We start from the raw sequence: 23,157 nt of genomic DNA, 5'->3' as shown, positions 1-23,157 counted from the left end.
TGAGCGCACTATGGGCGCATACGTCGACCACCTGACCGCGTCGACCTTCGTCGAGCAACGGGTCCGGGCATTGTGCGGTCCGACGAAGTAACCGCGATGAGGGCTCCGCACCGCTCAGGGGTCGAAGGGTCTTCGTCTGTCCGGACAATTCGTTCAACACAGTCGGCGATGGCCGCTGGGTCGTCGTGCTCCCAGGCGTGTACAACTTTCCACCCCGCGTCTACCAGCCGACGTCTGAACTCCTCGTCGCGCTCGCGATTACGAGCGATCTTCGGGCCCCAGTAATCGGTGTGTGACTTCGATGCAATGTGGTGGTGGGGACAACCGTGCCAAAAGCACCCGTCTACGAACACCGCGACCTTCGCCTTCGTGAATACGACGTCGACGGTGTTGCGCAGGCTAGAAAGCGGGCGGTAATTCACCCTGTACCGCAGGCCGCGCCGGTGCAGTAGAGACCGCAGCTCGAGTTCCGGTCCCGTGTCGCGGCTGCGGTTTCCAAGCATGCTTGCCCGAGTTGCCGGGCTCGATGCCCAGGACATGGAGATTTTTCCGGCCTCTGCGTGGTGTCGTTTTGGACGAGCTTTGACCGCATCGGTAGCCTTCCTGGCCATGGCCGGCACGATATACGAATGGTTCGGCTTCCGAGCAGAAGATAAATCTGCTGTGGCAGCGAAAGCTGCTGTCGATAAATACTGCCCGTTCCTCGACAGCGATTGCACTAAAGCCGGGAAGTCAGGAGTCTGCTCGATCCTTCCTCAGGCGTCCCAGGAACACGTTCCGGTATGCCCAAAGCGGCTGTACGGCGATGGGCACAGCTTCCTCCGATGGATCGCGCAGGATGCGTTCGCCGATCTCGATGTGGAGCGAGAGTCCGATGGCCTGCCCACGCTATTGTCCGCGACTCAGGCTAGAAGGGCAGCTGCAGCGGCGGGAAAAAGCCAGGTTGGGGTTTTCGGAGCAAGACCTTGGGGCGGGGAGATCAGTTTGCCGCCAGCCGTCCCGGGCGCTGGAGCTTACAAAGTCGACTTCACGTTGCTAGTCGTAGACGCTGGCGGCGAGCTGGTGAGACTAGCGCCGGTGGAGGTCCAGGCGATCGACACGACGAGCGACACAAGGGCGAGCATGGCAGGCCTCAAGGAAGGGCGACAGATCGTGCAGTCTAGCGTGGGCCTCAACTGGGAGAACGTAAACAAACGGATTTTGCCTCAACTCATCGTCAAGGGTCTGATGCTTCAAGCGGAGAGATTGTGCACCAGCGGTCTGTATTTCGTGACACCTGAGCCCGTCTATCGACGAGTGATGGTCCGACTGGGTGGCCAGAATCGTCTGCGCCGCCTTCCGAAGCAGCCAGGAAGCCTGACGTTTGTTCGCTACGACTACGACTTCTCGCAGCCCATCGTTGAGGGAGTTCCAGTTCCCCTCAAACGCCTCGACCCGCTAACGGTGTCGACGAGTGATCTGTCGCTGGCCTTCATCACACCCGAGAATCTTCCCGCGGCTGGGGCTTACGAGGCCGCAATCCGATCCAGGCTATAACCTGCATCCTCGCAGGTTATAGCGATTTTAGAAACCGCCGGCGTGTCTGGCGCCCTCCAGGCGACACGGTTCGCCTAGCGTTAGCGCATCGACGGCGCCCGGTACTGAATGCGAACGCATGTTCGAGATTTGTCGGTACGGCTCGATAGCTTCGAGTCAACACCGACAGAAAGGATGGGCATGAGCAACAGCCTCACAGTCGTCTCGCTGTTCAGCGGCGGGGGCGGCTTAGACCTAGGGTTCGAGCGTGCCGGCTGCGAAGTCGACGTATGCGTGGATAATGACCCCGAGTCTTGCAAAACTCTCCGACACAACCGCTCTCAGTGGGATGTCTTCGAGGGTGACATTCGGAAGTTTCAGCCAAAGTCTAAGGCTACCTTGGTGATTGGAGGCCCGCCCTGCCAGGGTTTCAGCAATGCGGGCAAGGGCAACCCCGACGATCCTCGCAATTTCCTTTGGCGCGAATACTTTCGGATCGTCGAGGCGGTAGAGCCGACGGCACTAGTGCTGGAGAACGTTTCGGGTCTGAAGAGCAGAAAAAATCGTGATCACTTGGCCGGCATCCAGAAGGCGCTGCACTCGCTCGGTTACCAGTTCGCGGTTGGGGTCTTGAATGCAGCAGATTACGGAGTCCCGCAAATACGACAACGGCTCATCGTGATCGGGCTGCTAGACGGGACTCCCTCGCTGCCTCCACGTACGGTCCGCGAGCATGTGACCGTGTGGGATGCCATCTCCGACCTCGAGGCGCGGGGCGATGATGAGTCGATCAACCACGTGCCCAATCGACATGCGCCTCATGTCGTCGAGCGCTGGGACAAACTCGCGCCAGGGGAATCCGATCCGAATTACGGACGCGCCAGACTGGATGGGACAAAGCCCTCGACAACGATTCGGGCGGGCGGAGGCTACGGGCCTCGCGGTAACCACCTCGCAGGCTTCCATCCCCCGATTCATCCCACCCTCCCCCGGCAGTTGACGGTCCGGGAGGCCGCCCGGCTTCAATCGTTTCCAGATGATTGGATTTTCAAGGGCAGCAAGACGGCACAAGGGAGACAGGTCGGTAACGCCGTGCCGGTGCTGCTGGCGGAGGCGATAGCCAAGCATGTTGTCAAGTTGCTCCGCGGCGATGTAGTTGATCTCGACGCGATCGAGGCCCCCGAACAGCTCGCGCTTTCCCTGGCCAGGTAACACGGTCGACGTCGTGCACCAGCTCATGGCGTGAACACCCGCTGTCGCCACCGCTGCGCTTTGCAGCAATACCGGTGGCTATCCCATGCGGTCCATAGCGCGCGATTACCGCAGCGTCATCGGCCACCGACCACAGCCCGTGCGTCCGCATTCAGTCAGTCAGACAGCCTCAGGCGCCGGTGGATGGATTGCGGCTGCTTCCGACAAGGCCTAGGCACCGCGGTACTCCATTCACGCCGCAACGGGCACGAGGCGCTTGACGTCGGACCTTGCTGATGTGGTTGGGGTCAATTTGAGTCGACCCAGCGCATCGAGCAAGGTGCGCTTCTGCCCACGGGTCTCACAGGACAACTTGGTGAGCGTTGCCGGTCCGGCCTGCCCAGCCCGTCGCCACGGTACATGTCTTGAAGGTCGGCGGCCGCGGCCGCGACCTCGAGTGCCCCAACCGGCTCCGACCATTCCAGGATGTAGCCGGCGTCCTCGCTGGCGCGTTGGAGCTCCTGCCGCGCAGGCCTGATCGACACTCCGCTGTAATCGGACACGACTTCCTCCTGCATTGAACAACGAGCATGCAACCGCACTAAGGCCGCGGCGGCAACACCGCCAGCCATCCATCCGACAGCAATTCCAGCAACTGCCCATCCGGGTCCCGAATCATCGCCATCGCCTCCGTCACCGTCTCGTCGACCACCGCTCCCCCGAACTTCTCGACCTTCCCCAACACACCGCCGAGATCGGACACCGAGAACGAAATGTGCGTCAGCCCAATCTGATCCATGACGCGTTCCGACCCGGCATGGACCTGACGCTTCGAGTAGTCCATAAGCTCGAGCACAAGGCCGTCGCGCACCAGGTAGGTCGCGTGTACCCCGAGCGGCTCGGGAAGCTGCACCAGCTTGGCGGTAGGCCCGTCGGGCGGATCGAGCTCCCACCAGAACTGAAACCCAAGCAGGCCCTCATAGAACCGCCGCGACCGCTCCCGATCGGAGACGCACAGTCCGACATGGTTGAAGGTCGTCCGGTGACTGCCCATCGCGCCCTTTCTCGACAGAACCCACGAGCGTAATAATGCAAAGATAGTTCAAATAGCGAAGCTCTCGTCGCGGTGGAGGACCTTCGGATGACAACCCGTCCCGATGTCAGCCCAGACGCGATAGTCAACTTCGACCACCACTCCGACGAATACAACCTCAACGAACTCGCCATCAACACCGACCTCCGCCAGAAATGCCCCGTCGCATGGAACGAGAACTACGGCGGCTTCTGGTTCCTCACCAGCTACGACGCCGTGAGCCAAGCCGCTAGAGACGGCGACACGTTCGCCCACAAATACGAACCCAGTGCCGACGACGGAATTGACTACCAGGGCGAGATGGGAGTTCCCCGCCCCGAAGGCCAACCGGCCCTGGGCATCGGCGAGATCGACGGCCCCTACCACCTGGCCCTCAGACACGCCCTGGCTCCGTTCTTCTCCCCCGGCGCCGTCCAAAAGCTAAAGCCATTCATGGAACAACTGGCCCACGAATTCCTCGACCAGAAAATCGAAACCGGACAAATGGACCTCGTCCTCGACTACGCCAGCCCGGTCCCGGCCATCGTGACCATGAAGTTGATGGGTCTGCCCTACGACGACTGGCAGCTCTACGCCAACCTCTTCCACTCCGTGATGGCCGTCCCCCAAGACAGCCCCGAATACATCGAAGCCATCGCGCAAGTCCCGAAAATGATGCATGGCGTACTCGACTTCGCGGCCAGCAGGAAAGCCAACCCGAAAGACGACCTGGCCAGCTTCCTGCTCCAATGGGAATTCGATGGTCACCGCCTTACCGACGAACAACTGCTGAACATCGTTTGGAATCTCATCGGCGGCGGCGTCGACACCACGACATCCCAGACCGCACTGACCTTGCTGCACCTTGGAACCCACCCGGGCCTTAGACAACAACTCATCGAAAAACCCGAGCTGTACCGCACCGCCACCGACGAATTCCTGCGCTACTTCTCGGTCAATCAAACGCTGAGCCGCACGGTCACCAAAGACGTCGAAATCAACGGCCAACGCCTCAGACGCAACGACAAAGTCGTCATCAGCTGGCTGGCCGCCAACCACGACGAGAACGAGTTCGAAAAACCCGACGAGATCATTCTCGACCGAAATCCCAACCGCCACCTCGCCTTTGGGCTCGGGCCGCATCGCTGCATCGGATCTCACCTCGCGCGCTCAATGTCCGAAACCATGGTCAAGGCGGTGCTCGACCGCATCCCCGACTACCAAGTCGACGTCCAAAACGTCCACCAATACCTGGGCAACCCGAGCATGACCGGCCTGGGCACGCTACCGATAACCTTCGCAGCCAAGTGCGGCTAGACGACTGCGCTCAATCGCCGCCTGGTCCGCCCTTGTGTTTTTTGCCCGGCCCCGGGTGGGCCGGTGGGTTCGGTTGCAGCACAATGCTGCTCGGTGTCGTGGTGACGGTGGTAGTCGTCGACGCCAATGGTGTCGTGGTGTCGGCCGGCGTCGGCGGCGGCGCGGAAAACGGCCGGTCAACCACGAGCAAAATCACCGCCAGCAGGAATGCGGCGATTGCCGCGGCGGCCAACAGTGCGCGTCGGCGACGGGTTCCGCCTGGGAGCTCTCTCGTGGGCACATAGGTCATCACCGCGGGCGGCGGCGCCTCCATGACCCGGGTGGCGGGACGGACCGGAGTCGGGACGGGGCTGGCGCTGACGAGCGCGGCGCGCATCGCGTTGGCGTCGTCGAACCGGTGTGCCGGCTCGCGCGCCATGGCCCGCTCGATCGCGCTAACCAGGGCTTCCGGCACGTCGGGGCGCACCGAAGCCAGCGGCGGCGGCGAATCGTGCAGGATCGCGTGTGCCAGCGGCACCAGCTCCTTCTGCGGGAACGGCCGCCTCCCGGCGAGCGCCTCGTAACCCACCACCGCGACGGCATAGAGGTCGTCGGCCACCGTCGCCGGCTTGGAACTCAGCCGCTCGGGACTCAGATAGGCCATGGTGCCGACAATTTCACCGGTTCTCGTGTACGCGGTTTCAGAGGTTTTGGCGATGCCGAAGTCGGCTAGTTTGGGTTCGCCCGTCGCGGTGAACAAGATGTTGCCCGGCTTGATGTCGCGGTGCAGGATGCCGAGGTTGTGTGCCTCGGCCAGGGCGTCCAGGACACCGTCGAGGACGGCTTGGACGAACGCGACCGGTAGCGGCCCACGCGCGATGTGATCGGCCAGCGACACTCCCGGTAGTCGCTCCATGACAATGAACGGCGTCCCGTGATGCTCGCCGACGTCGTGGACCACCACGACGTGGGGACCGACGAGCTGCGCGGCCGCCCGCGCCTCCGCTTCAAACCGCCGTCGGGCGTCGGGGCGGGCGTCTGCCTCGGGATAGAGCAGCTTGACCGCGACGGACCGGCTCAGTTTCAGGTCCCACCCGTCGCGCACCTCGGCCATCCCGCCGCGCCCGAGCAGGCCGCGCAGTTCGTAGCGCCCCGCGCCAATGACCCCGCCCGGCGGGATCAGCACTCCGTTAACGTCCCGGCCGCGGTCGTTTCGAGTCCGTTGGAGCTCCGTGTCGGTCCCGCCTATCGGAAATCTGCTGGCGCAATACGACCGGGGTAGCCAGACAACGCAAAACGGAAACGTAGCCCTCTTTTAATCGCGCGCGTCGACCACCGCCAGCACCGGCCAGGGATCGCGCACACCTTTCAAAACGTGGCTACCGCGGTCGTCGAAGGCGACCCGCGACCCGAGGACCAGCGGCGGGACCACGCCCGACACCAGCACCTCCCCTGGACCCGCGAGCGCCATGATCCGCGCGGCGATGTGCACCGCGATCCCGTGCACGTCGCGATCCACCACCTCGACCTCGCCGGTGTGCAGGCCGGCCCGGATGTCGAGGCCGAGATCGTGCACGGCGTCGCGAATTGCGCACGCGCAGTTGATCGCTCGCGCCGGACCGTCGAAGGTCGCCAGCGCACCGTCGCCGGTGAACTTGACGACCTCGCCCCGCGCGCTGCCCACATGTCGGGCCACGACCTCGTTGTGCGCGTCGAGGGCGGCCGTCCAGGCGTCGTCGCCGAGCGCCTCGGCGCGTTCGGTCGATCCGACGATGTCGGTGAACAACACCGTCGACAGCACGCGGTTGGTCGTCGCGGCGGCCCGCGCGCCGGTGACGAACGATTCGATCTCGTCGAGCACTCGGTCGGAGTCGCCGGCAAACCACACGTGGTCGTCGCCGTCGAATTCGACCAACCGCGCATGTGCGATGCGTTCGGCGAGATATCGGGCGTGGCCGGCGGCGACATGGCGGTCACCGCGTCGGCGCAGCAGCAGCGTCGGCGCCTGGATGCTGTCGAGCGCGGGCCGGACGTCGGTGCGCAGGAAGAGTTCGAAGACGGCTTTGAAGTAGCCCGGGCCGCCGGCCAGCCGCTCGCCGCGGGCCCACCATCGCCGCTTCCCGTCATCACCGGCCCAACTCGGGGCCAAGTTATCGGCGACGGCACCGGTCCCGACGGTGTCGCCGAAGGCAGCGATATACCGGCTGACGGTCGGCTCGGGCATCCCGTGCGGATAGTCAGGCGTCCGAACGAAGCATGGGTATGGGCTCCAGAGCACCAGCGAGCGCACCCGCTGCGGATGGGTTGCCGCCAACAGCATGACGGGAAGCGCCGACTCCGCCATCGCGAAGACCGAAACACATTTGCTCCCAACGGCATCGAGCACCGCGACCAGCCCGTCCGTCCACGCCTGCATCGCCGGACGATCGTGGATCGGTACCGCATCGGAGCTGCCCATTCCGAGGAGGTCGGTCAGGATCAGACGGCTGAACGACGACAGCCGACGCAGGTGGCGCGCGACGGTGGGCTCGTCCCAGAGCAAGTCGATCGGGAACGTCGAGGTCGGCACGAACAGCAGATCTGGCCCGTGCTCGGCGACGACCTGATACGCCAGATGAGTATCGCCGTCTCGCGCATAGACGGTTTGGGGGATGGCCGCCATGGAAGAAGCATCCCACGCGGCCGACCCGTCACCCGTCGATCAACGCGGCCCGCATCTCGTCGGCTTGGGTGAACCGCCGCTCAGGCTCGCGCGCGATCGCCCGTTCGATGACGGCGGCAAGGTTCGGTGGCACATCTGGGCGCAGCAGGGTCAGCGCGCCCGGCTCCTGGGCTGACGGCCGACGTCCGGTCAGTGCCTCATAGCCCACCAGGCCGACGGCATACAGATCGTCGGCCTCCGTCGCTGTCTTGGACGCCATCCCCTCGGCCGTGAAATACGCGGCGTCCAACATCTTTTCGAACCGGAAATCGGCGAGCTTGGCTTCCCCGCGCGCCGTGAACAAGATGTTGGCCGGCTTGATGTCGCGGTGTAGGACCCCGACGCGGTGCGCTTCGGCAAGAGCATCCAACACGTCCTCCAGGACGACCTCGACGAATTCCGGGGCCAACGGCCCGCGAGCCAAGCAGTCGGCCAGTGACACTCCCGGTAGGCGCTCCATCACGATGAACGGCAACCCGTCGTGCTGGCCGAGGTCGTGGACAACTACGACATGCCGACCGGTTGGCTTCGGGGCCGCATGCGTCTCCAATAGCAGGGGATCGTCGACGCCGGAATACAGCAGCTTGACCGCGACGGGACGGCTCAGTTTCACGTCCCAGCCGTCCCGCACTTCTGACATCGCATTGCGCCCCAGCACACCGCGCAGTTCGTAGCGACCATCGCCGACGACGCCGATGGCATGGCCGCAGTAATCGCGCTTCTGCTGGGTTTCCACTTAGGGGCGAATAACCGGGCAACCTGGGGGCCAAACGTTAGACGCGTGGTGAATTATCACGTCGCCGTCGCGTATTGCAGCACCCGCTCCGAGGAATCGACATGACCGTTGCTGATGATCCGCAGCCGCTTGGGACCCACCTCGTAGCGGGTGCCGTCGGCGGGGTTGGTCACGTCGAACCCGCTCGACGTCCGAACCGCGTTGGGAAGTTCGATGTTGGCGCCGTCACGGATCCGCTCGCCGCGATAGTAGAAGCTGTTCGGCCCGCTTTGACACACCACGGCAAGGGATTTGGCGGTCCGCACCACCGCCGCCGGGGGGTTGCCCGCGTCGCAGCGGGCGGAATGCCCGATGAAGCCCAGCCCGTCCGCACCCTGCACCGGCCGCGACAGCGACGGCATCGTCGTCGTGGTCGTAGTGGGCGCCGTCGACTTCGCCGGAGGTGCGGCCGTCGCGGTCTGCGGCGGCGGGCTGTTGCGACCACTGCCGAGAGCCAAGACCACGGCCATCCCCGCCGCGACGATCAACATTGCCGCCGCCACCGCGCCGACGACGACGGGTACACGGCCCAGACGTCGAGCCGGCATCGCCACCGCAGGCGGCGGCGGGTAGGGGCTGCTGCCCGTGTCGTCCGGACTGGGGTAGCTCGCGGCGAAGGGCCGCGTGCTCGTCGGAGCCGGAGCCGGCGGGACCACCACTCGCTCCCCCGACGCGGCCGCCGTCGCCGCGCTGGCGAGGTCTCCTGCGGACGAGTATCTTGCGGCGGGCTGTTTGGCCATTCCGATGGCGATGACGTCGTCGAATGCCTTGGCGATTCCGCGGCGCATGATGCTCGGCCGCGGCGGCGGCAAGTGCGGGTGCGCGTCCTCGAAGGGCGGCCCTCCGGTAAGGCATTCGTAGAGCAGGCAGGCCAGCGCGTAGACGTCGCTCTGCGGCCCGACATCACCGCCGGCAAACAGTTCGGGCGCCATGTACGACGCGCGAGCTTGACCAATCCCGAAGTCGCCGAGAAACGCGAACCCGTCGCCAGTGAGCAGCACGTTTTCCGGTTTGACGCCGCGATGCACGAGACGCTCAGCATGGGCAGCATCCAGCGCCGCCGCCACCTGCGCGGTTACCGAGGCCGCCTGCCTGGGATCGAGCGCACCACGCTCACGCAACAAGTCCCGAAGGTTGCCGCCGTCGACCAGGTGCATAGCGACGAAGAACACGCCGTCGATCTGGCCGAAGTCGTGCACCGGGAGGACGTGTGGCTCCTGCAATTGCGGCGCCACTGCGCACTCCCGCCAGAAACGTTCCTGGAACGACGGGTCCGCCGGAGGGCGCAGCAGCTTGACCGCGACGGCGCGGTCCTTGCTCGTGTCGTAGGCGCGGTACACCTCGCCCATTCCGCCCGCACCGATCAGGGATTGCAGTTCGTAGGGCCCGAACCGGGTACCGAGGCGTGCGCCGCGGTGCGGCCTGAACATGTAACAGTCCTTTCCAGCTCGCTGAGCATGCAAGCAGATGTTCGCACTAGGTTTCCCGAACCGGCCGTACACATAACACCGACGGCTTCGACAGCTAGCGCAAGCTGTCGATTCTGCTGCGCAACATCTGCGCCAAGAGCTCTGTTCGCCGCTCGTCAAAACCGATTTCCCCACATTTGGCTGGCCAGTCCCGTGCCGCATCGACAATGGCGTCGATCATCCTCGCGATGGCGCGTGGCCGCAGGCCGAGGCGTTCGCCCGCATCGACGAAATTCGCGCGCGTCAACCGATTGGCACGACCAAAAAGGTTTAGCGCCATAGGGTCTCGCCATCGGGCATAGGGCTGGGTACACAGCAGATCGTAGGCAGGAGTGGGTTGCCAGACCCCACCGGGGTTGTAAATCGATAAGTTCTTGCCGTGTAGGTCACCGTTGCCGATAAGCCAGGAAAAAACCGTAGTCTTGAGCAATTCCAGGACTGCGGCAGGCTTAGATCCACCGCCGCGTGCACAAGCATCGGCGAGTGCGGTGATGGCGGTCTCGGCCTTGATGCGGTACTTCGATGCCGGGTAGATGCCGGCCACCTGGCAGGCGTCCTCCTGAGCTAGCCGTGTCTCCCCCGCCCTGTCGAATCGGCTTACCAGCAAGGCGCTTCGCCCACCTGCGTCGTGCAGCAGTGAGGTTTTTGCGACCCGCAGCCCGCAGGCGGCGGCCATCGTCATGAAGAAGTGCTCGTTTTCCACAATGAGCGGATATTGAACCGGGTTGAGCTTGAGGATTGCCGGGCCCGATCGGGTTTGCGTGGGCGCCGAGATCATCGCCGCACTGACTTTCGGTTGCACCCCCGACAACCCCACAGGGTCCGCGTCGACCGAACCGGTTAACTTCGCGAACACCGCACGATAGTCAGTGTCACGCTCAGGATCGAACATCGGCGATGGTCGGTCGGGCTCGATTCCCGCTGGAACTACCCGGACATTGCCGACGGTGTCAGCGCCGATCGCAAGCAACAGCGTGAGGTGATCGTCTGCAGAAGTCTTCGTCGACATTGTCACCACACCCAACCGGACCCCTTCGGGAAGGAGCCCGGCGAAAAACGGCGGAACGGCCCCACCCGTTGTGACAACCGGATATTCATGTGATCGAAGCAGCGACCATGACACGGATCGTTCGCGAATATGATCCTCGATCGGTTGGGCCTCCGGGATGTAGTCGAAGCTGATCTTGTCTCCGGTTTCGCGAGTCAGACGAGCGACGAGATCTTCATCGACGTATACGTCGGCCTCGGCGATGTGCCGCAAATCGAGGCGGCTTGGCTTACTCATTCAGCCGTCGTGCTCAGGTCGATGTGTATGCCTAGGACTCCGGCGATTTCGACGACCGAGCCAAACTTGACCGAACCGCTTCCCCGTTCCAGCGACTGGACGCTCGATCGCGAGACTCCGGCCAGGTCGGCCACAGTCTGTTGGGTAAGCCGAAGGGCGATACGACGCTCGGCAAATGCTCGGCCTATGCGTGCAATATCAGGCATAGTGTCATCCAGGCGGGGTTGTGTCCGCCTCGGGCCAGCCACGGTACTCCTTGTGCTTGATACTGCAGACATAATCCGCCTGAAAGAAGCATAGCGCGCCTGTCAATGCCCTATGCTTTATTTTTCATGCTTAAGCGTGGGAACTTGCCCCCTGGCGACGTCAGCGCCCCAGTCGACGCCGCCAATCACGGGCTGACATGAACCGGCCCGCCGCCTCCATGAACTTGCCCTTCCTGCGGCTGTACGGGTACCACATGGGTTCTTTCTTCGTCGTAACACGTTCGGCGACAATGCTTTTGGCGCGGCAATACTTCCGGATGCCGTCAGCGCCGCCGGATCGGGAGCCGATGCCCGAGTCGTTCCAGCCGCCGAACGGCACACCGAACTGGAAGACGCCGATTATCACGTTGTTGATGGTCACTGTTCCGGTATTCAGCTGACGGGCCAACGCCATCCCCTTGGCTTTGTCGCGCGTCCAGACACTGCCCGCCAGCCCCAGCTTGGAGTCGTTGGCCTTTTCGATCGCCTCGGCGGCGTCGCGCACCTTCATCACCGGCAACGTCGGGCCGAACGTCTCCTCCCGCATGCAGTCCATACCGTGGTCGACGTCGATCAGCACCGTCGGCTCATAGAAGAAGCCGTTGTCACGCGCCTTCCCGCCGGTGAGCACCTTCGCGCCCTTGCTCACCGCGTCCTCGACATGCCGCGCCACGATGGCCCGTTGCTGCTCGGTCGCCATCGATCCGACGTCGCAGGAATAGTCGTGGTTGGTGTCCATGCCGAGGCGCAGCTGCTTGGTCTTGGCCACCAGCTTCTGCACGAACTCGTCATAGACCGGCTCTTCGACATACACGCGCTCCACCGATATGCAGGCCTGGCCGGTGAGGCTGAACGCACCCCATACCGCGCCGTCGACGGCCCGGTCGATGTCAGCGTCGGCGCAGACGATCATCGCGTCCTTGCCCCCGAGCTCCAGGCTGTACGGGATCAAGCGCTGCGCGGCAGCGGTGGCGATACGCCGCCCGGTGTTGACCGATCCGGTGAACATGATGTAGTCCACGACGTCGACCAACGCGGCGCCGGTTTCCCCGAAACCGTTGACCACCTCCAGCACGTCCGGAGCGCCGATCTCCTTCCAACCGTCGACGGCCGCCTGCCACGCCAGCGGCGCGAGCTCCGACGGCTTGGACAGCGCCGCACACCCCGCCATCAGTGCAGCGGGGATATCCAGGAGCGGCGCTGCCAACGGCCCATTCCACGGGGTGATGAACCCGACGAGCTGGTAGGGCTCATAGACGATCGTCAGCTTCTTGGCGGCGTTGGCTGCCCCCCACGGACGCACCGACTCGTCTGCCAAGAATTTCGCGGCGTTGTCGATCCAATAGTTGACGACCTGCGTCCCCAATGTCAGCTCGGCGGCCGTGTCACCCCAGGACTTGCCGCCTTCGAGCTGCACCAGGGTGGACAGGTCGTCGGCGTGGTCCAGCAGCCAGTCGCGCCATTTGCCCAACCACCTTGCGCGCCCATCGACGCCCAACCGCTGCCACCCCGGTTGCGCCTCCCTTAGCCGAGCCGCTGCTTGCTCGACGTCAGCGGCGGTCGCGACGGGCACGCTGCCGACGCGCTGTCCGGTGGCCGGGCATTTCACCACGACTTCGGCGGGGGCGTCCGTTCCGACCGACGCTTCTCGAGCTTGCGTGTCCGTACTCATCGCCGTCACCTCCGGCCGGATTATTTGCTGGGACAAACGATACGGCGCTGCGTTGCTGACAACCAGGCTTGTTGAGGTGCAATTACCGGCCGGTGCCGATGACCTCGATCTGGCAACCGACTCCCGAGGCACGTGAGAGGCGCGCATCAGCCGTGACGAGAACGATATTCAATGCTTCGCCAAGGGCGATGTATGCGGCGTCGTACGGCGTGATCACGTGGCGCAGTTCCCATATGCGATGCAGCAATGGCTGATGCGATGAACGACGCAGTGGCAGCTCTGTCAGATCCGCAAGTGCATCGGCGGCTCGCCTAGCGGTCATCAGTTTTGCGGCTACTTGGCGTCGCCACACCGAGACCACCTCGAGGTCGACGAGTTCGGGTGCAACGAGCGCTTCGTCGGTCAACCGTTCCCGGGCGCGCCGGCCGTCCGGCCCATCGTCGCCGAGCGCTACCGCCAATACGCTCGCGTCAACGACGATCACGTTGTGCCCGAATATTTTCGACAGCGGCCGCAAACGAAACCCGGCCGCCGCGGCGTGCGGCGGTGCGGTCGAAAACCTCGTCCAGGGTCGGTTGATCCGCCTCAGCGATCAGACGGCTCCGAAGGTATTCCTGTAGGGATTGATGCGCGCGTGCTGCCCGCTCCCGCAAGACTCGGTGGGTGTGCTCGGGGACGTCCTTGATCTGCACGCTAGGCATGGCGCCATTTTGGCGCCAACGGCGCCACAACGCAAGTCAGATCCCGATGGTTAAGCTCGTCAAACACGTCAAGGAGGTAATCGGTGACGCCACGTTCCCGTGTGTTGATCACGGCCGCAGAACTGTCCGGCCTTATCCAGTCGGGCGCCCCGATCACCGTGCTGGACGTGCGCTGGCGCCTCGACGAACCCGACGGGCACCCGGCCTACCTGAAAGGGCACATCCCCGGCGCGGTGTACGTCTCACTCGAAGACGAGCTCAGCGACCACACAGTGACCGGGCGGGGCCGTCATCCGCTGCCGTCGGGAGCCAATCTGCAGGCAGCCGCACGGCGCTGGGGGGTGCGGCAGGACGTGCCCGTCGTGGTGTACGACGACTGGAATCGTGCCGGTTCGGCGCGGGCGTGGTGGGTGCTGACCGCTGCGGGCCTCCTGAACGTACGCATCCTCGACGGCGGCCTCTCCGCCTGGCGCGCCGCGGGAGGCAGCCTGGAAGCCGGTCCGGTCAGCCCGCAACCCGGCAATGTGACTGTGCCGCATAGTGATTTGTACGCCGGAGCCCTGCCTACCATCAACGCGCAGCAATGTATCACTGATGACCTGGCGCTGCTCGACGCCCGCGCACCCGAACGCTTCCGAGGGGACAGCGAACCCGTCGACCCAGTCGCCGGCCACATCCCCGGCGCACGCAACCTGCCCAGCAGTTCTGTATTGGCAAGTGACGGAACGTTTCTCGACGACGATGCGCTCAAGCAATTGTTCTCCGGTCTGGGCGACCGGGTCGGCGCCTATTGCGGTTCGGGCGTCACGGCAACCATCACGATCGCCGCCCTCGCGGCGGTCGGCCACGACGCGGCATTGTTTCCCGGGTCATGGTCCGAGTGGAGTTCGGACCCAACGCGGCCCGTCGCCCGCGGACCCGCCAGCCCGCGAGTGTGAATCTACCGACGCCTCATCGGCGACTCTCGCGGACGTCACGCACAGCGGGTCCGGAACGGCCACGCGATCTGACGTAGATACCCGACCGGCTCGGTGTCGTCGACGCCGTACTGCGCAGGCCAGCGATTCGCCGGCAAGTACAACGTCCCGAATAACGCGTCCAGGACCGGGAACTCGCCGGCGTAGTTGCTGTTGTACGCCTGCGGCTCCCGGGCGTGATGCCAATGGTGGTATTGCGGCGTGGCGATCACCCAGCGCAGCCAACCGAAATCAAACCGCACGTTGGCGTGAATAAAGATGGCCTGCAACGTGATAACGACGACGAACGCGCCCAACGTGACGCGGCCGAAACCCAACGCATACAACGGCAAGACCGCCACCGACCGAATGAATGTCTCGTCGAGCGGATGAAGATGATTGGCGGCCAACCAATCCATCTCCCGGATGCTGTGATGCACGCGGTGAAAGCGCCACAGCACCGGAACCTCGTGAGCCATGCGGTGTCCGGCGTAGCCGCCGATCATCGCGATCGACAGGCCCGCCACGATCTGCACCCACGTCGGACTCGCCGCGACGCTATCGCGCAGCGGTGCAGGCACGAATACCCTTAGCGCGCCGCCGATTACGACCACCGACACCAGCAGACCGATCCGCAACGCGGCGCCGTTGACCAGATAGTGCACCACATCGGTGCGCCACCCATGCCGCAGTACTCGACGCGGATGCAGCGCGAACATCCGCTCCAGCGGAACGAAGATGACGGCCAGCACCACCAGCCCGAAGACGATGCGGCTACGCACACTCAGCGCCAACAGCACCACCAACACCGTCAGCACCGCCAGGACGACGCCGCCCACGCCCACCCGCGTCGCCCGCTGGGGCACGACGACCTCCGGCGCAGCAGCGCTCGGCGCAGCCGGCACTCGATCGTGAAGACCGAGACGGCCCCAGCCGGCCAAAATCGCGCCCGCCAGCACGACCCCGATCAATCCACCGGCCAAATTCTGCGTGGCCACCGCAATCGACGACATCAATATCCCCGCTTGCACGGCCAACCCGGAGACGTTCAGCGACCGTCGTGGCCGCAGCAGGCGCCAACACTGCCACCCGACCACCACGACCGCCACAATCACCAACAGCGACGACAGCCGGGCGCCGTGACCCGGATGCGCCCGGGCAAATCGCGCGGTGACCGCCGCTGCCTTCAGGAGCACGATCAGCTCGACGAAGTGCAGGGCCGTCATCGCAGTCACCAGGGCGCGCGGCGCAGACGGGCGTGCTACGGCTACCGGCGACGGGTGCACGGTGCTCAGCATCCTCCGCGCGGCTGAGAGCACGCTGAGACAAGCGCAATAAGCTGAGCAGGCAAACGGGCAGGCGCGAGAAGACGAGGCCTTCAATGAGCGACATCACGGCACGGTTCGCCGACATCGTCGGCACCCACAACTTGCTGACCGCCGACGCAATCTCCGACGACTACGCGCACGACGAGGAGTTGAGCAAGCCGCCACGGAAGCCGGCCTACGTCGCCAAACCGGCCACCGCCGACGAGGTGGCGCAGCTGCTGAAAACCGCTACGGAACACCGTATTCCAGTGACGGCCCGCGGATCCGGCAGCGGCCTGTCCGGTGCGGCGCGCCCGCGATCGGACGGATTGGTGATTTCCTTCGAGCGGATGAACGCCGTCCTGGAGGTCGATACCACCAACCAGGTCGCCGTCGTCCAGCCCGGGGTCACGCTGACCGATTTGGACACCGCGACCGCCGACACCGGGCTGCGATACATGGTTCACCCGGGCGAGTTGTCGTCCAGCGTCGGCGGCAACGTCGGCACCAACGCCGGCGGCATGCGCGCGGTCAAATACGGGGTGGCTCGCCACAACGTGCTCGGGTTGCAGGCGGTGCTGCCGACCGGCGAAATCATCCGGACCGGCGGCCGGATCGCCAAAGTATCTACCGGCTACGACCTGACCCAACTGATCGTCGGCTCGGAAGGAACCCTGGCCCTGGCCACCGAGGTGATCGTCAAATTGCATCCGCGGCTGGATCACAGCGCCAGCGTGCTCGCGCCGTTCGCCGACTTCGACCAGGTCATGGAAGCGGTGCCCCAGGTATTGGCCAGCGGCTTGGTGCCCTACATCCTCGAGTACATCGACAACATGACGATGGCGGCGCTGGTCTACTCGCAAAATCTGGAACTGGGTATTCCGGACCAGATCCGGGAGAGCTGTCAGGCGTATCTTGTTGTGGCACTTGAAAACCGCACCGCGCAGCGACTGGACGAGGACGTCGAACGGGCCGGTGAGCTGCTCGCCGAGCTCGGCGCGCTGGACGCCTATGTGCTCGAGGGCGGCTCGGCGCGCAAGCTGATCGAGGCGCGCGAGAAGGCGTTCTGGACGGCCAAGGCGGCCGGCGCCGACGACATCATCGACACCGTCGTACCGCGTGCTTCCATGCCGAAATTCCTTGCCACCGCACGGGGTTTGGCTGCGGCGGCGGGCGGCGCGGTGATCGGCTGCGGCCACGCCGGCGACGGCAATGTGCATCTGGGCATCTTCTGCAAGGACGCGGACGCACGAAAGCAGCTGATGACCGATATCTTCGCGCTGGCAATGGAATTGGGTGGCGCGATCTCCGGCGAACACGGCCTGGGCTGCGCCAAAACCTCCTACTTCCTCGAGTTGGAGGACCCGGTGAAAATCGAGCTGATGCGCCGCATCAAGCAAAGCTTCGACCCAGCCGGCATTCTCAACCCCGACGTGCTCTTCGCGGCGGGTTAGGACGACGCTCGTTCATTGTCACCACGCCAGTGACCCATGTGGCAATTGAGATGACGCGGGCACTAATTTGATCGACGGCGTGCCGAAAAATGCGCACTAAAGGCTCGGCTCCGCCGCTACGGGACGGAATACCGGCACTCTGGTCACTGATGTCACTTGCGTGCCAGAAAAGTGGCCATGTTGCGGCCTGGAATTCGATATCGCGGGCGGTATCACTTTGCAAAACGACTTGCCAAGCATCGTAGGGACTAGCGTGGCTGATGTGTCTGGAGCGCTTCTGGCCGGTGCACGCAACGACTACAATCTGCGAACCCGGCTACCGAATATGTGTCCGGCCTTCACAGTCGACCGCCAATAGCTCAGCGCAGCAGGGCTGCCACACTGCGCGCAACCATGTCCTCTGGGTCTTGGTGAATTTCGACGGCCCGCAACTCGCCACCGATAACAAGCGAGGCGACACCGTGCACCAACGACCACAGCGGACCGGCGATATCGCGCGGATTGTTCCCCGTGACGACGCCAGCCTGCTGGCACTTGGTTATCGCGTCCAGCAGGTCGTCGAACGCCTGCTTAGCCGGAACGGCCAGGATTGGGTGGTCCGCCTTGATGACCTCGGCGCCGAACATGACCACGTAGTGGTCCGGGTGGCTGACCGCCCAGCGCACATAGACACGGCCGAGTTCGATCACCCGGGCCTTCGGCTCGGAGGTGGTCTCGGCGGCGGCGCTCAGCTCGGCGTGTAGCTCGAGGAATCCCTGTTGCGCGACGGTAGCCAGCAACTCTGCCTTGTCGGCGAAGTGCCGGTATGGCGCGGCGGCGCTGACGCCGGCCCGCCGCGCCGCCTCGGTCAGCGTGAAGCCCTTCGGCCCCTTCTCGGCCACCAATGCAAGCGCCGCGCCGGTCAGTGCGCGCTTGAGGTCGCCGTGGTGGTAGCTATCGCGCCGCGGCTGCGCGCGTGCCATTCCCTTTCGCACCATGTTGACGACATTAACATTACGGGCTATGTTAAGGCTATTCACATCGGGTGAGAGCACTAAGAGGAGCAGAAATGAGCAATCGACTCAGCGACGCATCGGTGACCGCCCGCGCCGGCGACAGCGATAGGCAGCGGACCGCGACCCGCCTGGGGCAGGCCCTTGCCCAGGGCTATCTTCGGATGGACGAATACGAGGAACGGTTGCAAGCGGCCTTTCAGACACAGACCACCCGCGAGCTTCAGCAACTCGTCGCCGATCTGCCGCTCGACCGCATTCGTCGCGCCGATCCGCGCCGTCGCGCAGCGCGGCTGGCCGCGGCTCGCCGCGGCGTCCGGGTGCACCTCGCCGCCTACTTTGCGATGGTCGTCATCGTGCTCATCGTCTGGACCGTCGTCGCTCTCACAGCCGGCGCCTGGTACTTCTGGCCGATCTGGCCGATCCTGGGCGGGGCAATCGGCGTCGTCAGCCACGCCAGGTCGGTGCCGGGCGCTCGAACCCGGGCGCATGGGGTTTGATCAGCAAGTTCACGGGAACAGTGATTTGATGGGCGCAACGCGCAAGGAGCCCGCAGGCTCATCTGAGCCCGCTCCGGGAAGGTTGTTGATTCACCAAAAATGTTATCGAAGAGAAATAATAACTCGGTAAACAGATTCAGGCACAAACAAAAACTAATGGCATTTGATGGGAATCTGAATCACAAATATATTCAACAATGCCCCGAATGCGATGACATCCACGAAACCCAGCGCAAGAACGACGAATATTGCCTTCAATGTAAAGCCAACCAGATGACGGCCTAGGCAGTCCTGGCGTCTCCAACCCGTCGCGCAGGGCGCAATTAATTTGGCACTTGCCGCGCGGGAAATTCGGGTGTTGGCTTGCCTTGTGGCAAATCAGCCACAAGTCAGGAAGGAGGCCCGCGATGACCATCGTCTCGTTCGTAACGCTTCACCCAAACCCGGGCGTCCAGTGGGACGAGGTGCAGAAGCAACTCAAGAAGGCATGCGACCTCGCCCGCAAACACGGCGCCGAAAACGTCACTGTGATGGCAACCATGATCGGTGGCCCGGCGACCAACACCATCGGCGTGCTGTCCACCGCGGAGGATTGGGCGCGGTACGGGCAGATCCAGCAGGCGCTGATGGGCGACCCTGAGATGCAGGCCGTTCTGCTCGAGGCCGGTCAGATCGCCACCTGGGAGACGTACGTCAGCCAAACGATTCCGGACGTGTAATAAGCACCCAAAATCGAAAATGCCTGGGCGTTAACACGATTCGGATCGATTATCGTCGCACCGTCACCCGTGCAGTGAAGGTGCACACCGGCGCCGGATCGCTTCCGACGATCCCGGTGTAGTCGGTCACGATGGTGGTAGTGCCGGCCTTCAACGCATCGAATATCCACACTTCGGTTCCCGGTGCCCCCATCAAGTCGGACTTCGGGCGCAGATACTCGTGACCGGTCTGCCGCACGATGGTGGCGTCGGCGATCTTCGCGTCGGGGTTCCACCGGTACGGCGTCGTGTGATTCGAGCCCAGGGTCACCTTGAGCGTGTCGCCGACCGCCACCGCGACGTCACGTCCGATGACGCTGTGCTGAAGGACGTCGTCGATGGAAACCTCGACGGTCGTAGTTGCCGAGTGCCTCCCGCGGCTCGTCGAGCAGCCCAACACCGCCGCGGCGACAAGCACGGCGAGCATCAGCAGCACCTGGGTCTTCATGGGAGGTCAGCACCCGCCGAAAACGATAAATCGACTCGAGTGGCCGGTCAACGCAGCGTTTCCGGGCGCGGGTCGGCAACCGGTCCGGTAGCTTCCTACTCGTGTTTGGCATCATCCGGCCCTGCCGTCATCGGCTCGGTGGCGAGCTGGCCGCCGCGTGGCGAGCCCAATTGTGTGGACTGTGCCTGGCCCTGCGTGACGATTACGGCCAGATCGCGCGGATCGCCACCAACTACGACGGGCTGGTGGTCTCGCAGTTGGTCGAAGCCCAGTCGGTCGCGGGACCAACGAGGCGGACCGCCGGGCCGTGCCCGTTGCGCGGAATGCGGCGCGCGGACGTGGCAACCGGTGACTGCGTGCGATTGGCGGCCGTGGTATCGCTGGCGCTCGCCGCGGCGAAGGTGCGTGATCACGTCGACGACCGCGACGGCATGGTCGGCGTGGTCGGAGTGCGGCCGGCGGCCCGCCGCGTCGCCGAGCGGTGGGTGCGCCAAGGTGCCGACGCGGGCGAGACTTTGGGATTCGACACCGGCGTGCTGGTCGCCGCGATGGACCGGCAGGCCGAGCTGGAGGCGGCAGCCGTGCCGGGCGGCTCGTTGTTGGCCGTCACCGAGCCCACCGAGACGGCCGTCGCCGCGGCGTTCGCACATACTGCCGTGCTGGCCGGCCGCCCCGCCAACGAGGCGCCGCTACGGGAGATCGGCCAGCTCTTCGGGCGGGTAGCACACCTGCTGGATGCGGTCGAGGATTACCGCGACGACGTCGCGCATGGTAAGTGGAACCCGTTGGCCGCCACCGAAACTCCCATCTCCGAGGTCCGCACACTATGCGACGACGCCGCGCTGGGCATCGAATTGGCGCTGGCCGACGTCGAATTCACCGACGGCCGGCTGGCGCACAAGTTGCTCACCCGTGAGGTTCGGCGAGCGATCTCCCGCACCTTCAGCGGGGCCGGGTATACCCTCGCGCGCGAGGGAACGCCGCGCGGCGAGCAGCAGGGCATTAATTTCGGCAACCAGCCCGGCGGCGCCGGCTATCCCTACGGGCAGGACGGCAGCGAGGAAGGCGAAGCGCCCGGCAAGGTGGCCAAGAAGGGTGGACGCGGCGACGACGGCAGCTGCATCTGGTGCTGCGAGTGCGGCGAGTGCTGCGATTGTTGCGACTGCTGCGACTGCGCGTAGACCACTGACTCTTGCCGGTCGCCCGCACCGGTGATGACAGGATTGGCGCGTGTTTGCGCTAGTCGTCATCGTCGCGCTTGTTGCCACCGTCATCGTCGGCACGATATGGGGTCGGCGCTACCGCGTGGGTCCGCCGGTGCTGCTCATCCTGCTGGGCGGCTTGTTGGGCTTGATCCCGGAGTTCGGCAATGTCCATATCAACGGCGAGATCGTGCTCCTGCTGTTCCTGCCGGCGATCCTCTACTGGGAAAGCATGAACACCAGCCTGCGCGAGATACGCGCCAATCAACGCGTGATCATTTTCCTTAGCGTCGGTCTCGTGATCGCCACCGCGTTTGCGGTGTCGTGGACCGCGCGATCGCTCGGCATGGAATCGCATGCGGCGGCGGTCCTGGGTGCGGTGCTCTCCCCCACCGACGCCGCAGCCGTGGCCGGCCTGGCCAAAAAGCTGCCCCGCCGCGCGCTTACCGTGCTGCGCGCCGAAAGCCTCATCAACGACGGCACCGCGCTGGTGCTGTTCGCGGTGACCGTCGAGGTCGCGATGGGCGGTAGCGCGATCGGCCCGCTCGACCTGGTCGGCCGCTTCATCGGCTCCTACCTTGGCGGCATCGCAGCCGGATTGTTGGTGGGCGCGTCGGTGACGATGCTGCGCCGCAGGATGGACGCACCGCTCGAAGAGGGGGCGCTGAGCCTGTGGACGCCGTTCGCGGCCTTCCTGCTCGCACAAGCGGTGCACTGCAGCGGTGTGGTCGCCGTCCTGGTCGCCGGACTGATGCTCACCTACTTCGGGCCGAAGGTCATCCGGGCTCGTTCGCGCCTGGAGTCGTTCGCATTCTGGGACATCACCACATTCATGCTCAACGGCTCGTTGTGGGTATTCATCGGAGTCCAGATTCCGGGCGCGGTGCGCCACATCAACGACGTTCACGGCGGCCTGCGACACGCGCTCTACATCGCTTTGGCGGTCACCGGTGTGGTCATTGTGTCCCGGTTCCTTTGGGTGGAAGCCACCACGGCGCTGTTTCGCACCTTCGATCGTCGCGATGTGCAACGCGCGCGTCGGGTTGACTGGCGTCAGCGCACCGTTACCTCCTGGGCGGGATTTCGAGGTGCGGTGTCGCTCGCCGCGGCCCTCGCCGTCCCGTTGACGACGAACAGCGGCGCGCCCTTCCCCGACCGCAGCCTGCTTATCTTCGTCGTCACCGTGGTGATCCTGGTAACGGTGCTAGTCCAGGGCAGCACCCTGCCCCTCGTCGTCCGTTGGGCCCGTATGCCCGAAGACGACGCCCACGTCCAGGAACTGCAGATGGCGCGCGAGCGCATCGCCGAAGTCGGACTGGAAGCGCTGCCGAATGCCGCTCGCGAACTGGAGGTGAGCCCAGAACTGTTGAAGCGCCTGGAAAAGGAGTACGAACAACGTGCCGCGGTGGTCAGAGCTAACGGCGGCGACGACTCGGCGCCCAACGATCTGGCCCTGAAGAAGGAGAAGGTTCGCCGGCTGCGTCTTCAGGTGCTCGATCATCAGCGTCAGGCCGTCACGGCCCTGCGCAACCAAAACCTCATCGACGACATCGTGCTGCGCGAGTTGCAGGCCGAGATGGATCTCGAGGAAGTGCAGCTGCTGAGCGATGGCGGTCCC

23 protein-coding genes are annotated in these 23,157 nt (G+C 64.5%); 9 read left to right on the top strand and 14 right to left on the bottom strand.

Annotated features, from left to right (window positions below; all coding sequences use genetic code 11):
• Positions 1 to 8: 8 nt before the first annotated feature.
• Complete coding sequence (locus AC5Y2L_RS21235) at positions 9 to 503, bottom strand: very short patch repair endonuclease (protein ID WP_499944589.1); 495 nt, start codon at positions 501 to 503, stop codon at positions 9 to 11.
• Here AC5Y2L_RS21235 and AC5Y2L_RS21230 point away from each other — a divergent pair.
• On the top strand, positions 502 to 1,536 hold the full coding sequence (locus tag AC5Y2L_RS21230) for a hypothetical protein (RefSeq protein WP_499932441.1): 1,035 nt from the start codon (positions 502 to 504) through the stop codon (positions 1,534 to 1,536). The two genes, AC5Y2L_RS21235 and AC5Y2L_RS21230, sit on opposite strands and share 2 nt — an antisense overlap.
• Positions 1,537 to 1,716: 180 nt before the next feature.
• Positions 1,717 to 2,727, top strand: a complete 1,011-nt coding sequence (locus AC5Y2L_RS21225) for a DNA cytosine methyltransferase (protein WP_499931949.1) — start codon at positions 1,717 to 1,719, stop codon at positions 2,725 to 2,727.
• A 580-nt stretch (positions 2,728 to 3,307) separates the two neighbouring features.
• On the opposite strand, the gene AC5Y2L_RS21220 is transcribed toward AC5Y2L_RS21225, so the two are convergent.
• Complete coding sequence (locus AC5Y2L_RS21220; protein ID WP_499931952.1) at positions 3,308 to 3,760, bottom strand: VOC family protein; 453 nt, start codon at positions 3,758 to 3,760, stop codon at positions 3,308 to 3,310.
• A gap of 87 nt (positions 3,761 to 3,847) precedes the next feature.
• Here AC5Y2L_RS21220 and AC5Y2L_RS21215 point away from each other — a divergent pair, with 87 nt between their 5' ends.
• Positions 3,848 to 5,095 carry a cytochrome P450 gene (locus AC5Y2L_RS21215; RefSeq protein WP_499931954.1) on the top strand — a complete coding sequence of 416 codons (1,248 nt, stop codon included), beginning with the start codon at positions 3,848 to 3,850 and terminating at the stop codon, positions 5,093 to 5,095.
• Between the two features lie 10 nt (positions 5,096 to 5,105).
• Here AC5Y2L_RS21215 and AC5Y2L_RS21210 read toward each other — a convergent pair whose 3' ends face one another.
• From AC5Y2L_RS21210 to AC5Y2L_RS21170, 9 genes are all read right to left on the bottom strand, one after another.
• Entirely contained in the window at positions 5,106 to 6,260 is a 1,155-nt protein-coding gene (locus AC5Y2L_RS21210; protein ID WP_499931956.1) for a serine/threonine-protein kinase, read from the bottom strand.
• Positions 6,261 to 6,389: 129 nt separating this feature from the next.
• The gene (locus tag AC5Y2L_RS21205) at positions 6,390 to 7,736 is read right to left on the bottom strand and encodes an adenylate/guanylate cyclase domain-containing protein (RefSeq protein WP_499931958.1); all 1,347 of its coding nucleotides are present in this window, start codon (positions 7,734 to 7,736) and stop codon (positions 6,390 to 6,392) included.
• Between the two features lie 28 nt (positions 7,737 to 7,764).
• Positions 7,765 to 8,511 (bottom strand): serine/threonine-protein kinase, encoded by a 747-nt coding sequence (locus AC5Y2L_RS21200; protein ID WP_499931960.1) that lies wholly within the window; start codon positions 8,509 to 8,511, stop codon positions 7,765 to 7,767.
• A 56-nt stretch (positions 8,512 to 8,567) separates the two neighbouring features.
• On the bottom strand, positions 8,568 to 9,980 hold the full coding sequence (locus AC5Y2L_RS21195; RefSeq protein WP_499931962.1) for a serine/threonine-protein kinase: 1,413 nt from the start codon (positions 9,978 to 9,980) through the stop codon (positions 8,568 to 8,570).
• A 94-nt stretch (positions 9,981 to 10,074) separates the two neighbouring features.
• Positions 10,075 to 11,304: a type II toxin-antitoxin system HipA family toxin gene (locus AC5Y2L_RS21190; RefSeq protein ID WP_499931964.1), complete on the bottom strand. Its 1,230-nt coding sequence runs from the start codon at positions 11,302 to 11,304 to the stop codon at positions 10,075 to 10,077.
• On the bottom strand, positions 11,301 to 11,510 hold the full coding sequence (locus tag AC5Y2L_RS21185) for a helix-turn-helix domain-containing protein (protein ID WP_499944488.1): 210 nt from the start codon (positions 11,508 to 11,510) through the stop codon (positions 11,301 to 11,303). The genes AC5Y2L_RS21190 and AC5Y2L_RS21185 overlap by 4 nt, the downstream gene beginning before the upstream one ends.
• 160 nt (positions 11,511 to 11,670) lie before the next feature.
• The gene (locus tag AC5Y2L_RS21180) at positions 11,671 to 13,221 is read right to left on the bottom strand and encodes an aldehyde dehydrogenase family protein (protein ID WP_499931969.1); all 1,551 of its coding nucleotides are present in this window, start codon (positions 13,219 to 13,221) and stop codon (positions 11,671 to 11,673) included.
• 82 nt (positions 13,222 to 13,303) lie between these two features.
• Positions 13,304 to 13,738, bottom strand: a complete 435-nt coding sequence (locus AC5Y2L_RS21175) for a type II toxin-antitoxin system VapC family toxin (protein ID WP_499931971.1) — start codon at positions 13,736 to 13,738, stop codon at positions 13,304 to 13,306.
• Entirely contained in the window at positions 13,692 to 13,922 is a 231-nt protein-coding gene (locus tag AC5Y2L_RS21170) for a FitA-like ribbon-helix-helix domain-containing protein (protein ID WP_499931974.1), read from the bottom strand. The genes AC5Y2L_RS21175 and AC5Y2L_RS21170 overlap by 47 nt, the downstream gene beginning before the upstream one ends.
• Before the next feature lie 83 nt (positions 13,923 to 14,005).
• On the opposite strand from AC5Y2L_RS21170, the gene AC5Y2L_RS21165 reads away from it, so the two are divergent.
• A complete protein-coding gene (locus AC5Y2L_RS21165) occupies positions 14,006 to 14,860 on the top strand; it encodes a sulfurtransferase (RefSeq protein ID WP_499931976.1) in 855 nt (284 codons plus the stop codon).
• Between the two features lie 35 nt (positions 14,861 to 14,895).
• Here AC5Y2L_RS21165 and AC5Y2L_RS21160 read toward each other — a convergent pair whose 3' ends face one another.
• The gene (locus tag AC5Y2L_RS21160) at positions 14,896 to 16,104 is read right to left on the bottom strand and encodes a sterol desaturase family protein (protein WP_499931978.1); all 1,209 of its coding nucleotides are present in this window, start codon (positions 16,102 to 16,104) and stop codon (positions 14,896 to 14,898) included.
• A 155-nt stretch (positions 16,105 to 16,259) separates the two neighbouring features.
• Between AC5Y2L_RS21160 and AC5Y2L_RS21155 the strand changes: the two genes are divergently transcribed.
• Entirely contained in the window at positions 16,260 to 17,639 is a 1,380-nt protein-coding gene (locus AC5Y2L_RS21155; protein WP_499931980.1) for an FAD-binding oxidoreductase, read from the top strand.
• Positions 17,640 to 17,998: 359 nt separating this feature from the next.
• Here the strand turns inward: AC5Y2L_RS21155 and AC5Y2L_RS21150 are convergent, their stop codons facing one another.
• A complete protein-coding gene (locus AC5Y2L_RS21150) occupies positions 17,999 to 18,616 on the bottom strand; it encodes a TetR/AcrR family transcriptional regulator (protein WP_499931982.1) in 618 nt (205 codons plus the stop codon).
• A 71-nt stretch (positions 18,617 to 18,687) separates the two neighbouring features.
• Between AC5Y2L_RS21150 and AC5Y2L_RS21145 the strand changes: the two genes are divergently transcribed.
• Together AC5Y2L_RS21145 and AC5Y2L_RS21140 are read left to right on the top strand one after the other, a co-directional pair.
• A complete protein-coding gene (locus AC5Y2L_RS21145; RefSeq protein ID WP_499931984.1) occupies positions 18,688 to 19,131 on the top strand; it encodes a DUF1707 domain-containing protein in 444 nt (147 codons plus the stop codon).
• A 407-nt stretch (positions 19,132 to 19,538) separates the two neighbouring features.
• Positions 19,539 to 19,850: a hypothetical protein gene (locus tag AC5Y2L_RS21140; protein ID WP_499931986.1), complete on the top strand. Its 312-nt coding sequence runs from the start codon at positions 19,539 to 19,541 to the stop codon at positions 19,848 to 19,850.
• A 49-nt stretch (positions 19,851 to 19,899) separates the two neighbouring features.
• Here the strand turns inward: AC5Y2L_RS21140 and AC5Y2L_RS21135 are convergent, their stop codons facing one another.
• Complete coding sequence (locus tag AC5Y2L_RS21135) at positions 19,900 to 20,337, bottom strand: protease inhibitor I42 family protein (protein WP_499931988.1); 438 nt, start codon at positions 20,335 to 20,337, stop codon at positions 19,900 to 19,902.
• Between the two features lie 101 nt (positions 20,338 to 20,438).
• Between AC5Y2L_RS21135 and AC5Y2L_RS21130 the strand changes: the two genes are divergently transcribed.
• Positions 20,439 to 21,518 carry a DUF5685 family protein gene (locus tag AC5Y2L_RS21130; RefSeq protein WP_499931989.1) on the top strand — a complete coding sequence of 360 codons (1,080 nt, stop codon included), beginning with the start codon at positions 20,439 to 20,441 and terminating at the stop codon, positions 21,516 to 21,518.
• A 49-nt stretch (positions 21,519 to 21,567) separates the two neighbouring features.
• On the top strand, positions 21,568 to 23,157 hold a 1,590-nt coding region (locus tag AC5Y2L_RS21125; RefSeq protein ID WP_499931990.1), incomplete at its 3' end, for a Na+/H+ antiporter.

This window comes from Mycobacterium sp. NGS66 (assembly GCF_059812225.1).
This window is presented reverse-complemented; position numbering and strand designations above follow the sequence as displayed.